Annotated in this window: 17 protein-coding genes; 3 read left to right on the forward strand and 14 right to left on the reverse strand. The window is 68.7% G+C overall.

Features of this window, described 5'->3' with window-relative positions; translation table 11 throughout:
- Positions 1–69: 69 nt before the first annotated feature.
- The 3 genes from CVA01_RS15095 to CVA01_RS15105 all read left to right on the forward strand — a co-directional run bounded on the left by CVA01_RS15095 (position 70) and on the right by CVA01_RS15105 (position 1307).
- On the forward strand, positions 70–597 hold the full coding sequence (locus CVA01_RS15095) for a beta C-S lyase family protein (RefSeq protein WP_218024578.1): 528 nt from the start codon (positions 70–72) through the stop codon (positions 595–597).
- Complete coding sequence (locus CVA01_RS15100) at positions 540–833, forward strand: aminotransferase class I/II-fold pyridoxal phosphate-dependent enzyme (protein WP_218024579.1); 294 nt, start codon at positions 540–542, stop codon at positions 831–833. The genes CVA01_RS15095 and CVA01_RS15100 overlap by 58 nt, the downstream gene beginning before the upstream one ends.
- Before the next feature lie 84 nt (positions 834–917).
- Positions 918–1307 carry a beta C-S lyase family protein gene (locus CVA01_RS15105; protein ID WP_218024580.1) on the forward strand — a complete coding sequence of 130 codons (390 nt, stop codon included), beginning with the start codon at positions 918–920 and terminating at the stop codon, positions 1305–1307.
- Here CVA01_RS15105 and CVA01_RS15110 read toward each other — a convergent pair whose 3' ends face one another.
- The 14 genes from CVA01_RS15110 to CVA01_RS11460 all read right to left on the reverse strand — a co-directional run bounded on the left by CVA01_RS15110 (position 1308) and on the right by CVA01_RS11460 (position 14404).
- A complete protein-coding gene (locus CVA01_RS15110) occupies positions 1308–1478 on the reverse strand; it encodes a hypothetical protein (protein ID WP_218024581.1) in 171 nt (56 codons plus the stop codon).
- A gap of 147 nt (positions 1479–1625) precedes the next feature.
- Positions 1626–2291, reverse strand: coding sequence for a PLP-dependent cysteine synthase family protein (locus tag CVA01_RS15115; RefSeq protein ID WP_307723365.1), 666 nt, complete (start codon positions 2289–2291; stop codon positions 1626–1628).
- A 158-nt stretch (positions 2292–2449) separates the two neighbouring features.
- A complete protein-coding gene (locus CVA01_RS11405) occupies positions 2450–3436 on the reverse strand; it encodes a sulfate/molybdate ABC transporter ATP-binding protein (RefSeq protein WP_141330844.1) in 987 nt (328 codons plus the stop codon).
- A complete protein-coding gene (locus CVA01_RS11410; RefSeq protein WP_014010759.1) occupies positions 3433–4239 on the reverse strand; it encodes a sulfate ABC transporter permease in 807 nt (268 codons plus the stop codon). The genes CVA01_RS11405 and CVA01_RS11410 overlap by 4 nt, the downstream gene beginning before the upstream one ends.
- Positions 4236–5021 (reverse strand): sulfate ABC transporter permease subunit CysT, encoded by a 786-nt coding sequence (cysT, locus tag CVA01_RS11415; protein ID WP_141330846.1) that lies wholly within the window; start codon positions 5019–5021, stop codon positions 4236–4238. The genes CVA01_RS11410 and cysT overlap by 4 nt, the downstream gene beginning before the upstream one ends.
- On the reverse strand, positions 5018–6175 hold the full coding sequence (locus CVA01_RS11420) for an extracellular solute-binding protein (protein WP_141330848.1): 1158 nt from the start codon (positions 6173–6175) through the stop codon (positions 5018–5020). Before CVA01_RS11420 ends, cysT begins: the two co-directional genes overlap by 4 nt.
- Before the next feature lie 125 nt (positions 6176–6300).
- Positions 6301–7278 carry a TIGR03571 family LLM class oxidoreductase gene (locus tag CVA01_RS11425; protein WP_244938276.1) on the reverse strand — a complete coding sequence of 326 codons (978 nt, stop codon included), beginning with the start codon at positions 7276–7278 and terminating at the stop codon, positions 6301–6303.
- Between the two features lie 3 nt (positions 7279–7281).
- Positions 7282–7653, reverse strand: a complete 372-nt coding sequence (locus CVA01_RS11430; RefSeq protein WP_014010763.1) for a DUF3017 domain-containing protein — start codon at positions 7651–7653, stop codon at positions 7282–7284.
- A gap of 23 nt (positions 7654–7676) precedes the next feature.
- Complete coding sequence (locus CVA01_RS11435; protein WP_041630145.1) at positions 7677–8534, reverse strand: bifunctional methylenetetrahydrofolate dehydrogenase/methenyltetrahydrofolate cyclohydrolase; 858 nt, start codon at positions 8532–8534, stop codon at positions 7677–7679.
- A gap of 20 nt (positions 8535–8554) precedes the next feature.
- Entirely contained in the window at positions 8555–9037 is a 483-nt protein-coding gene (locus CVA01_RS11440) for a tRNA (cytidine(34)-2'-O)-methyltransferase (protein ID WP_014010765.1), read from the reverse strand.
- A gap of 8 nt (positions 9038–9045) precedes the next feature.
- Complete coding sequence (locus CVA01_RS11445) at positions 9046–10344, reverse strand: M18 family aminopeptidase (protein WP_141330852.1); 1299 nt, start codon at positions 10342–10344, stop codon at positions 9046–9048.
- 43 nt (positions 10345–10387) lie between these two features.
- On the reverse strand, positions 10388–11227 hold the full coding sequence (locus CVA01_RS11450) for a hypothetical protein (protein WP_141330854.1): 840 nt from the start codon (positions 11225–11227) through the stop codon (positions 10388–10390).
- Between the two features lie 69 nt (positions 11228–11296).
- On the reverse strand, positions 11297–13126 hold the full coding sequence (locus CVA01_RS11455; RefSeq protein WP_141330856.1) for an alpha/beta hydrolase family protein: 1830 nt from the start codon (positions 13124–13126) through the stop codon (positions 11297–11299).
- Positions 13127–13135: 9 nt separating this feature from the next.
- On the reverse strand, positions 13136–14404 hold the full coding sequence (locus CVA01_RS11460) for a circularly permuted type 2 ATP-grasp protein (RefSeq protein WP_141330858.1): 1269 nt from the start codon (positions 14402–14404) through the stop codon (positions 13136–13138).
- Positions 14405–14467: the final 63 nt, after the last annotated feature.

Here is a 14467-nt window from a genome sequence, read left to right on the forward strand (position 1 = left end):
GCGGGTTTCCTGCATGCGCGGTGAGCCGTACCCTCGGCCACGGCCCGTCCCGCCCCCTACGCTGGCTCCATGGACACCGACACCGGCCCGTTCGCCCGGTCCTTCGCCGCCACCGAGGCACTCACCGTCGACGACCTCCGCGCCCGGGGCTGCTCCAAGTGGACCACCTTCCCCGACTGCATCGGTACCTTCGTCGCCGAGAGTGACTTCGGCACCGCCCCCGCCGTCCTCGACGCCGTCCGGTCCCGCGTCGACAATCTCGACCTCGGGTACACGACGGTGGCCCGCAATCTGGACCTGGCGGAGTCCACCACGCGGTTTCTGACCGACCGCTACGGATGGGAGGTCGACCCGGCGCAGGTCGGCGTCCTCCCGGAGGTGTTGAGTTCGCTGGAGGTCACCCTGGAGCACTTCTCCCGGCCGGCCCCGGTCATCGTCCCCACGCCGACCTATATGCCGTTCTTCCACCTGCTACGCGACCACGGCCGGGAGATCATCGAGATGCCGATGCTGCCGGGCACAGTCGACGAAAGGAGCACATGGACCCTCGACCACGGGCGGATCGGGACGCCTTCCGCAACGGCGCGTCCCTGCTGATCCTCGTCAACCCGGTGAACCCCACAGGCACCGTGTTCACCCGTGATCAGCTGGAGCCGCTCGTCGGGATCGTCGACCGGTACGGCGGCCGGGTCTGGGCCGACGAGGTCCACGCCCCGCTCATCTACGACCGTCGGCGTCATGTGCCCTACGCTTCCCTGTCGGAGACGGCGGCGGCGCACACCGTGACGGCGACCTCCGCCTCCAAGGGCTGGAACATCCCGGGGCTGACCTGATCACAGACCGTATTCTCCGCGGAGGACGCCCCGACGTGGCGCCGCGTCGGGACGCGGACGGGACACGCCGTCGGCCATCTCGGCGTGGAGGCGACGATCGCCGCCTACGACGACGGACGCGACTGGCTGGGTGCCCTGGTCACCCATCTCCAGGGTCACCGCGACCTGCTGGTCGACCTGGTGTCCGGGAATCTGTCCCGCGTGCAGTTCATCCCGCCCCAGGGCACCTACCTGGACTTCCTCGATCTACGGGACTACGGGATACGGGGAAGCGTGCAGAGTCTCCCGCAGTCGGAGGCGGGCGTGGCCGGGACCGACGGTCGCAGGTGTGGAAAGGACTTCCGTGGCGGGTTCCGCGTCAATCATGCGACACCCGCCACGGTCCTCACCGAGACGGTGCAGCGGATCGGGCGGGTGCTGGAAGACAGGGAAGGCAGAGAAGGCAGGGAAGGCAGAGAAGGCAGGGAAGGCTGATCAGGCGTCCGGATCATCGAAGACGCCGGCGGAGAGGTAGCGCTTCCCGGCATCAGGCAGGACTGCGACGATCGTCGCGCCCTCATACTCCGGGCGGGCGTCGAGTTCCGCGGCGACGGTGAGGGACGCCCCGGCGGACGCCCCGACGAGCAGGCCGGTCCCACGGAACACGGCGCGGGCGGTGGCCCATGCGTCCGCCGCCTCGACAGGGACGATCTCGTAGGCGATGGTGAGGTCGTAGTTCGGCGGGAGCTGCTCATCCTCCAGACCCGCGACCTTGTGGACGCCGCCGATCTCGGCGTCCGGGTTGAGCTTCTCCTAGGTGGGCAGGGAGGTCTCGCCCGGTTCGGCGACGACAACCTTCACGTCGGCCCGCCGGTCCTTGAGGAAGCGTCCGGCACCGGAGACGGTGCCGCCGGTGCCGACCCCGCCGACGAGGACGTCGGCCTCTCCGTGGGTGTCCCGCCAGATCTCCGGGCCGGTGGTCTCGTAGTGGGTGGCGCGGTTGACGGGGTTGCCGAGCTGGTCGGTGAAGTATGAGTCCGGGTTCTCGGCCTTGATCGTCTCCACGAGCTTCTCGCGACCCTCGGGGTCGAGGAAGATGGAGTTGTCGGTGGGGATGATCTCCGAGCCGAGCGCCTCGAGGATCCTGCGCTTGGTGGGGCTGGTCGTGTCCCCCTGGTAGAACTTCGTACGGTAGCCGCGGTCGGCGGCGATCCCGGCGAGGGCGACGCCGGTGTTGCCACCGGTGACATCGACGATGAGACTCCCCGGCTTCAGCGCGCCGCTCTCCTCACCCTGCCGGATGAGGGCGGCGGCGATGCGGTCCTTGACGCTGAAGAGGGGGTTGAAAGCCTCGACCTTGCCGAGGACCCGGGCCCGGCCGCCGCGGGCGGTGGCATAGGCGGTGAGGTCGATGAGCGGGGTGTTCCCGATGAGCCCGGTGATGTCGGCGGCGACGGGAACGGGTGTCTGGTCGAGGATCGGGGGTGGGGGAAGTGGCGGTGGTCATGGAGCATCTCCGGTTCGTGGACGGAAGTATTCTGTACCGCTCTGTCTACTCCGGGGATCCGGGGCCGGTAACCGGTCGGCTCACGGTGAGCGGGTGCCGGAATCAGGACCTGACCGCCGCACCTCGATCCCTACTCCAGCTCAGTGGCCCGGGCGTAGACGATCTCCCCCACCGTCGAATCGCCCAACCCGAGTGCGTTCGCGTCGCCCCTGGTGATCTGCGCGGTGAACGGTGCGCCTGTCGTGGCGTCCTTCAACTCGACGCGCACCTCGAAGCCGAGGTGGGCGACGCGCTCCACCACCGCCTCACGCACCGCCGTCGCCGGTACCTCGTTGCCCGGCACCGCAAGGTCGCGGGTGCGACCGAGGCGGATGTCGTGGGGACGCACCGTGCGTCCGTCCAGTTCGGTGACATGGCCCAGGAACGCCTGGACGAAGGGGGTTTCCGGCCGGTCATAGAGCTCGGCCGGCTCGCCGATCTGCTCGATGCGTCCTTCCGAGAGCACCGCGATCCGGTCGGCGACATCCAGCGCCTCCTCCTGGTCGTGGGTCACCAGCACGGTCGTCACCGTGAACTCCTCGTGCATATGACGCAACCAGGTCCGCAGGTCCTCGCGGACCTTCGCGTCCAGCGCACCGAACGGCTCGTCCAGCAGCAGGACGCCCGGGTTCGGGGCAAGCGCCCTCGCCAACGCCATGCGCTGACGCTGGCCGCCGGAGAGCTGCCCTGGATAGCGGGTCTGGTAACCGGCCAGACCGACGATCTCGAGGAGTTCATCGACCCGCTTGTCGATTTCGGACTTCGGACGCTTGCGCACCGTCAGACCGAAGGCGACATTGTCGCGCACCGTCATGTGCTTGAAGGCGGCGTAGTGCTGGAAGACGAAGCCGATCCCGCGGTCCTGCGGTGACAGTCCGGTGACGTCGCGGTCGTCGATGATGACGGACCCCGAGTCCGGCTGTTCCAGGCCTGCAATGGTGCGCAGCAGCGTGGACTTGCCGGACCCCGAGGGACCCAGCAGAGCGGTCAGCGATCCCTCCGGAATGTCGATGGAGACATCGTCGAGGGCGTGGAAGTCGCCGTAGGTCTTCACGGCATGGGAGACGGAGATGGTCATTTCGCTACCTGCTTCTTCTGGAGTGCGGTCATGATGACGAGGACGATGACGGCGACGAGCATGAGCAGTGTCGCCGCGGCGTAGGCGCCGTAGACGTTGTGGTCGTCGATGTAGCGGGAGTGGACGAGGAGGGTGAGCGTCTGCCCACCGCCGGAGAACCCGGAGGCGACCATGATCACCGCACCGAACTCGCCGAGCGACCGGGCGACGGTCAGGGCGATGCCGTAGGAGAGGCCCCAGCGGATCGAGGGCAGGGTGATCCGACGGAAGGTCTGCCACCGGTTCGCCCCCAGGGTGGACGCTGCCTGCTCCTGGTCGGTCCCGATCTCGTGGAGCACCGGTTCCACCTCCCGGACGATGAACGGCAGGGTGACGAAGATCGTCGCCAGCACCATGCCGGGGAGTCCGAAGATGATCTGGAATCCGGTGGACTCGATGCCGCCGAACCAGCCGCCGTGACCCCACAGCAGGATCAGGGACACACCGACGATCACCGGCGAGACCGAGAACGGCAGGTCGACGATGGCCTGGACGATGTTCTTGCCCGGGAAGCGTCCACGGACAAGCCCGAGGGAGACGACGATGCCGAAGACCACGTTGAGCGGCACGACGATCACCACGATGAGCAGGGAGGTCTTCAGGGCCGAGATCGCGGCCGGCGTGGTGATCCACTCCCAGAACTGGGGCAGACCGGGCGACAGGGCACGCCACAGGATGGTGCCGACCGGCAGGACGACGAGGACGCCGATCCACACCAGGGCGAGGATGCGCAGTGTCAGTACTGTGCGACGTGAGAGCGTCATGCGCGCTGCTCCTTTCGGGACCGACCCTCACCGACGATGCGGAGGACCAGCAGGACGAGGAAGGTGATGGCCAGGAGGACCACCGAGACCGCCGCCGCTGCCTGCGGCACATCGGACTCGATCTGCTCCTGGATGTACTGGGACGCGACCTGCGTCTCGCCGGGGATGTTCCCGCCGATGAGCACCACGGACCCGAACTCGCCGAGGGCCCGGGCGAAGGCCAGGCCCGTACCGGAGAGGATTGCGGGGATGAGGGCCGGCAGGATGATCCGCCGGAAGATCGTGGCGTTGTTCGCACCGAGGGACGCCGCGGCCTCCTCGACATCACCGTCGAGCTCGATGAGCACCGGCTGGACCGCCCGGACGACGAAAGGCAGGCAGACGAAGGCCAGCGCGATGACCAGTGCCGGTTGCGTCGCATTGAGGGTGATGTGGAAGGGACTGTCCGGACCGTAGAGGCTCAGCAGCACCAGGGACGCCACGATTGTCGGCAGGGCGAACGGCAGGTCGATCAGCGCGTCCACGATCTTCTTGCCGGGGAAGTCGTCGCGGACCAGCACCCAGGCGACGAGTGTTCCGGTGACGGCACTGATCACGCCGACCACGGCGGAGACGATCACCGTCACCCGCAGCGCGTCGAGTGCCCCGGAGGTGGTCACCGCATCCCAGAACTCGGGGACGCCACCTTCGAAGGCCTGGGTGGCCAGCGCCGCCAACGGCAGCAGGACGATGAGGGACAGCCAGAGGACGGCGGTGCCCATACTGAGCTTCGAGGTTCTCATTCGTCTCCTCCGTAGATCTTCGTGATGGCGCCGTCCGTACCGAAGAGGACGGCGTCCACCAGTGCCCAGCCGGACTTTGCCTCTGTGCCGTCCCTACCACCGGCCAGTTCCGGGAACAGGTCCGTGAACTGCTCGGCGAGGTCGTCGATGGTCCACACGTTCTCTGTGGGCCGGAAGGCGTCGCGCTGGTCTGCGGGCAGGGCATCGATGACGGGTGTCTCGCCGGACTTGTTGAACAGGTCGGATCCGGGGCGGAAGCCCTGGGAGGCCCAGCGGGTCTCGGCGTCCTCACTGAAGAGGTAGTCACGGAAGTCGGTGGCGGCATCGTCGTCGCCGACCTCGTCACCGGTCACGACGGCGACCGGGTTCTCGATGCGGAAGGTGTCGGCGGGGTTGAGGTAGCTGATGTCGTCACCGTCGCGGGCCAGCAGGATCGCCTCGTTCTCGTAGGACAGCAGCACATCACCCTGACCCTGTTCGAAGGCACTGGTGGCCTCACGGCCGGACTTGGGCCGGACGTGGATGTGGCCGTGGACCAGCTCAGTGACCTTCTCGAGCGCCTCGGTGTGGGCGTCCTCGGCATCCTTCCCGCTGTCAAGTGCCTGGAAGTACCAGCCCGCATAGGGCGCGAGCAGGTTCCACTTCGCCGAGCCGGAGGACGCCGGATTGGGCGTGATGATCTCAATCCCGGGGGCGAGCAGGTCGTCCCAGTTCTCCAGGTTCTCCGGGTTGCCGGCGCGGGTGACGAAGGAGACGACGGAGCCGAAGGGCACGGAGCGCTCCGATTCATCGTCGGGGATGTTCTTCTTCCAGTCCTCGTCGACGAGGCCTTCCTTCACCAGCCGGGTGATGTCCGGCTCGAGGGAGAAATTCACCAGGTCGGCGGGGACGTGCCGGGCGACCTTGCGAGACTGGTCGCCCGAGGCACCGTAGGACTCGGCGAATCCGGTGTCCTCCCCCGCCTCGGTCTGCCGGTAGCCGTCGATGACGGCTTCGAAGCCGGGCTTGGGCACCGAGTACGCGACAAGGTTCACCCGGTGGTCGCCGGAGGAGACATCGGTGCCGTCCGGGTCATCGGTGGTGCCACCGGGCAGGGCGAAGATGACGCCGAGGGCGACGACACCGGTCGCGGCGAGCACTGCTCCTGTCTTCATGCATCCTCCTGTAGATACTCAGACAGACTGATCTGTCTACAACAGGACGGAACGTTATCCGCGCATCAGTGCCCACGCCGCATCATCGGACAGGCATGAATAAAGCTCTTGACAAGGTGAGGTGACTACCTCAATGCGGGAAACTCCGGAACGACGTACTCGGCGAGCTCCGCGAGGGCGTCCTCCACCGGGCGGTTGCCGTGACGCAGGCTGATCATGATGTGGTTCAGGCCCAGGTCCTGCTGCGAATGCAGCAGTTCCAGCAGCGCATTGCGCCCCAGCCGGAACCCGAAGTCGCGTCCCTCCGCCGGGTAGTCGGGGTCCTCCGCCAGGTCGATCCACAGCGACTCCCCCACCGGCCGGAACCCGGCCCCCTGCTCCTCGCAGGACGCCCGCCACCTGTCGACCATGACCTTCTGGTCGTGCAGGTTGCGGTGGTACGTCAGCCAGCCGTCGGTGTGCGCGGTATTGAACTCGGTGGTCTGCAGGCAGGACCCCACCGCCAGCACCGGGACGCCGGCCGCGGTGGGCTTCGGCACGACCTCCGCACCACCCATACGTCCGCGCGACCACTTCACCGGTCGCATCCGGGAGGTCCACGCCTTGCGGAGCACCGACAGGTTCTCCCGGAAATCCTCGCCCCGCGTGTCTTTGTCCATCCCAAAGGCGGCGAACTCCTCCGGGCGGTCGCCGGAGGCCACGCCCATGAGGAACCGTCCGCCACTGAGCCGGTCCAGTCCGGCCGAGCGTTTCGCCAGCAGCAGCGGGTGCGCCAGCGACAGCACCACCGCCGCCGTCCCCAGGGCGATGGTCGACGTCTTCGCAGCCAGCCAGGTCAGGTACATGAACGGGTCGTGGATCTGGCCGACATCGCCGAAGGTCTCCACATTGAGCGGGATGTCGCGGCACCACACCGCGGCGAATCCCGCGTCTTCGGCTGCCTGCGTGAGCGCGACCTGACGCTCCAGGTCGCCGTCGGGTGTCACCGGGGACAGGCCGAGCGTCAGCTCACCGGGCGCGAAAGTGCGCTGCCAGCCGGGCAGCGTCGTCGGCGGCTCGTCTGACAGGCGCATCATCTCGGGCATGTCCCGTGCGGCCCCCATCGCTCAGCTCCCCAGGGAGTCGACGGACCAGGCGGTGGCCAGCAGCAGGACGCCGACAATGAGGCAGAAGGCGGAGTCGAACCGGCGGGAGCGCACCGCGAAGACCCCGAGGATCTTCGAGTCCACCCACCAGCGGATGAGGCCCAGCCAGAGCATGCCGGCACCGACGGTGAGTGTGCCGCGACGCCAGTGCTCGGTGAGGATCAGCACCGCGCCGGCGATGATCGCCACGAGGAAGAAGATGACCGAGAGCATCTGCAGATTCCGGGTGACCCGGGACGCGGGCTGGTTCACGTCATGCGGGTTCGCCAGCAGCGCACGCCGCTCCTCGTCGGTCAGCGGAACCAGATCCGCGCGGTCTCCCTCAGTGGCCATGAATGTGCTCCGGCAGTTGCCGGCTACGCCTCGGCGGCGAGGCGCTCGGCGCGCTCGACGACGTTGCTGACCAGGAAGGCGCGGGTCAGCGGGCCCACACCGCCCGGGTTCGGGGCCACCGCACCGGCGACCTCCCAGACGTCGGGGTGGACGTCGCCGGCGAGCTTGCCGTCGACGCGGGACACTCCCACGTCCAGCACGGCGGCACCAGGCTTGACCATGTCGGCGGTGAGCATGTGGGCCTTACCGGCGGCAGCGATGATGATGTCGGCGTCGCGGGTCTCCTTGGCCAGGTCCTTCGTGCCGGTGTGGCACAGGACGGTGGTGGCGTTCTCGGAGCGGCGGGTGAGCATCAGACCGATCGGGCGACCCACGGTCACACCGCGGCCGATGACGACGGCCTTCGCACCGTTGATCTCGATGCCGAAGCGGCGGAGCATGCTGATCGCGCCGTTGGGGGTGCAGGGAAGCGGGGCGGGCTCATTGAGCACGAGCTTGCCGAGGTTCACCGGGTGCAGACCGTCGGCGTCCTTGGCGGGGTCGATGCGCTCCAGGACCTCGTTCTCGTTGAGGTGCTTCGGCAGCGGAAGCTGGACGATGTAGCCGGTGCAGGCCGGATCGGCGTTGAGCTCGTCGATGACGGCGTTGAGCTCTTCCTGGGTGACGGTCGCCGGCAGATCCTTACGGATGCTGGTCACGCCGATCTTCTCGCAGTCCCTGTGCTTCATCTTCACGTAGGAGTGGGAGGCGGGGTCGTCGCCGACGAGCACGGTCGCCAGGCCCGGGGTGATCCCCTTCGCCTTGAGCGCGGCCACCCGCTGTGCGAGGTCCTCGAAGATCTCACCTTGGTACAGTTTTCCGTCCAGCTTCATCGCAGTCACGCGGTCTACCTTATCGCGCCCTAGACCGCACCCGGGAAACCCGCCTGGCGCCAGGCCTCGTACGTGGCGACGGCGGCGGCGTTCGCGAGGTTCATACTGCGTCGACCGGGCAGCATCGGGATGCGGACATGCTGCGTGACGCGCGGGTCGTCCAGTGCCTGCTGCTCCAGCCCGGTGGGCTCGGTGCCGAAGAGGAGGACGTCACCGGGTTCGTAGGTGATGTCTGTGAACCAGGTGTCCGCGTGGGCGGTGAAGGCGAAGACGCGGTGGCCACCCTTGTCAGCGAGTTCCGCCAGAGCGGCGTCCCGGTTCTCGTGCAGGGTGACGGACGCCAGGTCGTGGTAGTCCAGTCCGGCCCGCTTCAGGTGTCTGTCATCGAAGTTGAAGCCGAGCGGCCCGGCGAGGTGCAGGGCAGCTCCCGTCCCCGCGCACTGGCGGATGGTGTTGCCGGTGTTGCCCGGGATGACGGGTTGATCGAAGAGGACGTGGCAGAAGGGATTCACAGCGTCGCTCACAGTTCCCACCAGGCCTTCAGCGCGTCGGTGAACCAGGCGATGTCCTTCACACCGGCCATCTCCCGGGCGGAGTGCATGGACAACAACGGGATGCCCACGTCGACGGTGGGAATGCCGAGGCGGGTCGCGGTGATCGGCCCGATGGTGGAGCCGCAGGGGACGTCGTTGTTGCCGGCGAAGACCTGGTCCGGCACACCGGCGGTCGCGCAGGCGCGGCGCCAGGCGGCAGCGGTGACGGCGTCGGTGGCGTAGCGCTGGTTGGCGTTGACCTTGAGCACCGGGCCGGCGTTCATCACCGGTCGGTTCACGCCGTCGTGTTTGCCCGCGAAGTTCGGGTGGACGCTGTGCGCGGCATCCGCGGAGACGCAGGCCGACCGCGCGTACATCGCGCGGGTTGCCGAGGCATCCGCCCCGAGGGAGGACGCCACACGCACGAGCACATCCTCCAGCACCGGACCTGCCGCGCCTGAGGTGGTGGCCGACCCGATCTCCTCGTGGTCGAAAGCGGCGAGGACGCGGATGTCCTTCCCGTTCCCGGACGCCGCGAGCAGCGCCTCGAGTGAGGTGAACACACTGGAGAGGTTGTCCATCCGCCCGGCGGCGAGGAAGTCCTCCTGCGCACCGAAGATCTCGCCGTGCTGGGCGTCGACGGTGATGAGGTCGTGGGCGACGATGTCGTCGGGGTCAACACTTGTGGCCCGTGCCACCACGTCGAGGATGGTGGGGGCATCCTCCCCTACCGCGAAGACCGGCTGCATGTGCATCTGACGGTCGAGCGTCAGGTCTGCGTTGACGTTGCGGTCGAGGTGGATCGCCAGGTGCGGGACGCGCAGGACAGGCCCGGTGGCGACGAGCTTCTCGGTGCCGTCGGTGAGCACGACGCGCCCGGCCAGGCGCAGCTCCCGGTCCAGCCAGGACGCCAGAATCGCCCCACCGTAGATCTCGACGGCCGCCTGCTTCCAGCCGGCCGTCCCCGGGAGGTCACCGAGCGGCTTGAGCTTCAGGCCCGGCGAGTCGGTGTGGGAGCCGACGATGCGGAAACCCCTGGTCGTCGGGTCAACCTGCGCGGGCACGTCCCAGGCGATGACTGCCCCGCCCCGGACGATGTAGTGGCCACCGGGGCTCACGGCATCTGCTCCCCATGGCATCCGCTCGTCCTCGCGGACGTAGCCGGCGTCCGCCAGGCGTCGGGCGACCTCGGCGGCCGCGTGGTAGCTGGACGGGGACGCGGCGATGAAGTCGGCGAACCGGCGGGCGAGGGCGGTGGCTGAGGCGGGCACAGCAGGGTCGGTCATGGGGACCAGTTAACCACCGGGGCCGGACGCGGTTCCCGACCGGTCAGGCCGGTTCGACACCCGCCACACAGACCCGACCGTTCTCGACGCTCATGTCGACCCTGGCCCCGGTGGTGGTCAGGTACCACTTACCGTGGTCCCGGTCGTGGGTGACGATCGCCAGGGCCTCCGGGTCCGCATCCTCCACCACGCCCGGTTCCACCGGGTTCTGGGAATAGGCGCAGCGCAGCGGATAGGCGTCCCCGGTGTCCGCCGGATTGACCGGACTACCCTGCTCGCGCAGGAGGAAACGCTGCGCAGTCCACAGAACGACGGAGTCAGGCGGGATGTTGTCCCCGTCGAGGTCCACCTTCGGGCAGGCGTAGTCGGACTCCCCCTCGGCCCACGGCACCCGGACCTCGGTGACCGAGTCAGCACCCCAGACGTATCCGTCCTGGGCCTGGATCGGCGCGGTGGCCAAGGCCTCGACGATACGGTCGGCGGCCCCCGTGTAATTCGATTCAACGTAGCCGGCCGGCATCGTCCAGCACTTGCCGGTCATCCCGGCGGTGTCACCGGCGGCGATGTCGGTCGCCCAGGCGCGGACGCTGTCGGCGTTGATGTAGGCGGGGTCGAGGCCGTCGGTGTTGACGCCCGCTCCGGGTGCCGGGGTGCCGTCGCCGGAACCTCCACCGGTGTCGGCACCGCCACCGGTGTCCCCACCACCGTTGTCTGTTCCACCACCGTCCCCACCGGGAACGACGGTTTCAGTCACGGTCGCTGTGGCCGAGGTGGAGGAGTCGGCGTCCTCCGAACTGTCCGACGAGCATCCGGACAGGATCAGTGGTGCCGCAAGTGCGCCTGCGGCAAGGGCGACGGTCAGGTTCCTGGTGCGGGTGTACATGACACACTTCCTGGGTAGACGTAGTTCCCCCCCCTGCTCCCCTCCCGGTCCCCGCACCACCCCTGACGATCAGGCCACCCCGTGCGCGCCCAGCCACTCGACCATCGCCTCGGCGATACGCTGCCTGTTCACCGGCCGGACGAAGACGTGTCCCTCGTCCTCCAGCTCCAGGGCCGCGGTCGGCACACCCCGCTCCGCCAGCGCCGCACTCATCTGCAGGTACTCGCTCGGCGGCACATTCGTGTCGTGCAGCCCGTGGATGAACAGCACCGGGGTGGACGCCGCCCCGACCCCCGTCGCAGGCATTCCCGACAGCCTGACCAGCGGAGACACCGCCTTCAGCAGCTCCCCGTCCTGGATCGGGTATCCGTACTTCGGGAACGCCGCCGAGGCGATCCACGGCTCGGTGTCCCGGTAGAAGGTCTCCAGGTCACTCATCCCGCAGGCGCACACCGCCGCCCGGAACAGCTCCGGGAACCACGTCACCGCCACGTTCACCAGGTAGCCGCCGTAGGACCGGCCGGAGACCGCCAGCCGCGACCGGTCGGCCAGGCCGGCGTCCACCAGGAAGGACGCCGAATCCTCGAGGTCCCTGATCCCGGCGAACCTCCCGTAGCGGTTGTCGGCGTGCTGGAAGGCCCGGCCGTCCCCGGAGGAGCCGCGCACGTTCGGCGTGAACACCGAGACCCCGGCCTCGATCACGGCACGCAGCACGTCATGGTGCTCGGGGCGGGACTGCCCCTCCGGCCCGCCGTGGAAGTGCAGCAGCATCGGGGCCGGGCCGGTCACCGGCACACCGTCGGAACCCACCGCCCGGTACAGCCATCCCGACAGTTCCACCCCGTCATGGGCGCTGTAGCGCAGCAGTTCCGGTTCACCGAGCGGACGGACATCCTCCTCGACAGCGGCACCGGTGACCGGTGTCATCCTGCTGTTGCGGGTGTCGACCAGGTACACCGTCGGCGCGGCGTCCGGGCTCTCCACGGTGCACACCAGTGAGGCGCCGTCGTCGGTGATCCGCAGCCCGTGCGCCACCATCCCGGGCAGCGTCACCTCCCGGCGCGCGGTGACCCGCTGGTCGGGGTCGAGCCGCAGCACCTCCAGCGCGGAGCGTCCCGAGAGGTTCCAGAGCACCGCCCCGACCTCCTCGGAGCGGCTGATGCAGAACTCGTCGACGTCGGCCTCGCGGTAGTGGATGAGCTCGCGGTCACGCATCACCCCGTTCTTCGCGTGGACGCGGAGCACCCGGCGCCGGTCACTGTGGTGGTCCGAGCACACCAGCATCACCGGTTCACCGTCCTCACGCGGCGGCAGGATCAGCCCGGCGTCGGTGGTGGCCCCGGGCTGCGGCGGCAGCAGAGGACGCCACGACCCGTCCGGGCCGATGAGCAGCAGTTCCCGGTTCGCCCGGGGTCCGACCCGCATCAGCGCGTGGCCAGCGTTCGCGGCGACGAGTTTACCGTCCACGCGACGGTCGATGATCTGCACGGACCCGTCGACCGGGCTGACGAGGCGCCCTTCCGCCAGTCCGTCGCCGCGCACGGCGTCCACCGCGAGGTGGCCAGCGTCCCACTCGACCAGGGAGGTCTTGGCGTCGGTGTCGTCGCGCAGCGGCACGGCCGAGTCATCGTCGGGGTCGGTGGAGACCAGCCAGATCTCGGTGCGCTCGGTGCCGGACGGGGCGACCTCCACGGCGAGCCAGTGGGCGTGCGGGGAGTACCGCACCGCCACCGCGGGTCCGGACGTCGGGATGTCGATCCGCCGGGCGTCCCCCAGGACCCCGTTGACCAGTGGGGCCTGCATCGCCACCGGTAGACCGTCCGGATCGGCGTCATCGCGCAGGATGAAGGCGAGCGCGGATCCGTCGGGGGCGATGTCCGGGGCGGTAGTGTGTCTCACGACTGCAGGCTACCGGTAGACGATCCAGGTGTCCCGCCCCCCGCCGCCGCGCGAGGAGTTCACGATCATCGACCCGGCCGGTGCCACACGGGTCAGCCCCACCGGCACCGTTGTCGTCCCCGTGGTGTCCATGAGACTGAATATCCGGAGGTCGACGTGCCGGTCGGTACCGTCTAGGGCGGGCAGGGTGGACAGGTCGACCTTCTCCTGGGCGATGAAGGACGCCGGGTCGGCGAGGACCTCCGACCGACGCTGCGTCAGCTGGGCGCGGGTGCACTCCGGTCCGACGGTGATCCCCGAGCCGCCGTATCCGTCGACGGGCTTGACGACCAGTTCGTCGAGCCGGTCGAGGACGGCCAGGCGTTGCCGGGGATCGGCGCACAGCCATGTCCTGACCTGCTGCAGGACCGGCTGCTCCCCCAGGTAGAACCGCACCATCTCCGGTACGGAGACGTAGACGGCCTTGTCGTCGGCCAGTCCGTTGCCCGGTGCATTGGCGATGCTGACCGTCCCGGCGGCGAGTGCGTCACCGATGCCGGGTACGCCATCGGCGAGGCAGGACTCCACCACCCGCAGGTAGACCGTGTCGACCTGCCGGTCATCGACTCGGTCCCACAGCACCGACTTCCCGTCCTCGATCGCGTCCTCCACGACCTCCAGCTGGTCACAGGTCCGCGGTGCGAAATGGCCCGCCTCGGCGATGATGCGCTGCTCGTCCCAGGACGGATCGTCCTCACCCGCGGTGAGCAGCACAGCGTGGTCGGACGCATCCCGGTCCCGCAGCTCCGAACACAGCATCTCCAGGGCACCGGTCACCGGCACCAGCCGGTCCCCCATCGCCTCGATGAGTTCCGGGTGATGCTCCTCCGTCATCTGCCGCGCAGCCAGGGCGAAGGTCAGACCCGAGGGCATGCGGAGGTTGTCCTCCAGCACCCGCCAGTCTGAGATATCGCGCCCGGAACCGGAGCACACAAGGTCAGCACCGGTGACCCGGGCCCGGACAGTTCCCCCGGGCACCCGGTGGCCTAGTCCGGTGTAGCCGGGTGCACGGCGGATCACCGCGGCGTCCATGCGTCCTGCCCGGACGATCTCCGCGTCCTCCGGGGAGGACGCACCGTAGACGTCGGCGAGGAACCGGTCGAGGGCACGGGCGCGCTGCTCCACCCCGGCGGCGAGTTCCGTCCACACATCCCCGTCGATGATCCGTGGCAACGGTTCGATGTCGAAGGGCTGCCCGTTGAAGGTCATGCCGTGTGCGGCGGGATCAGGGAGCATCATTGCACCAGGGTAAACCGGGTCTTCGCGGTTCACAGTGCGTTGATTCGGTCCTGCAGCTGACTT

It is taken from the genome of Corynebacterium variabile (genome assembly GCF_006539825.1).
Lineage (GTDB): Bacteria > Actinomycetota > Actinomycetes > Mycobacteriales > Mycobacteriaceae > Corynebacterium > Corynebacterium variabile.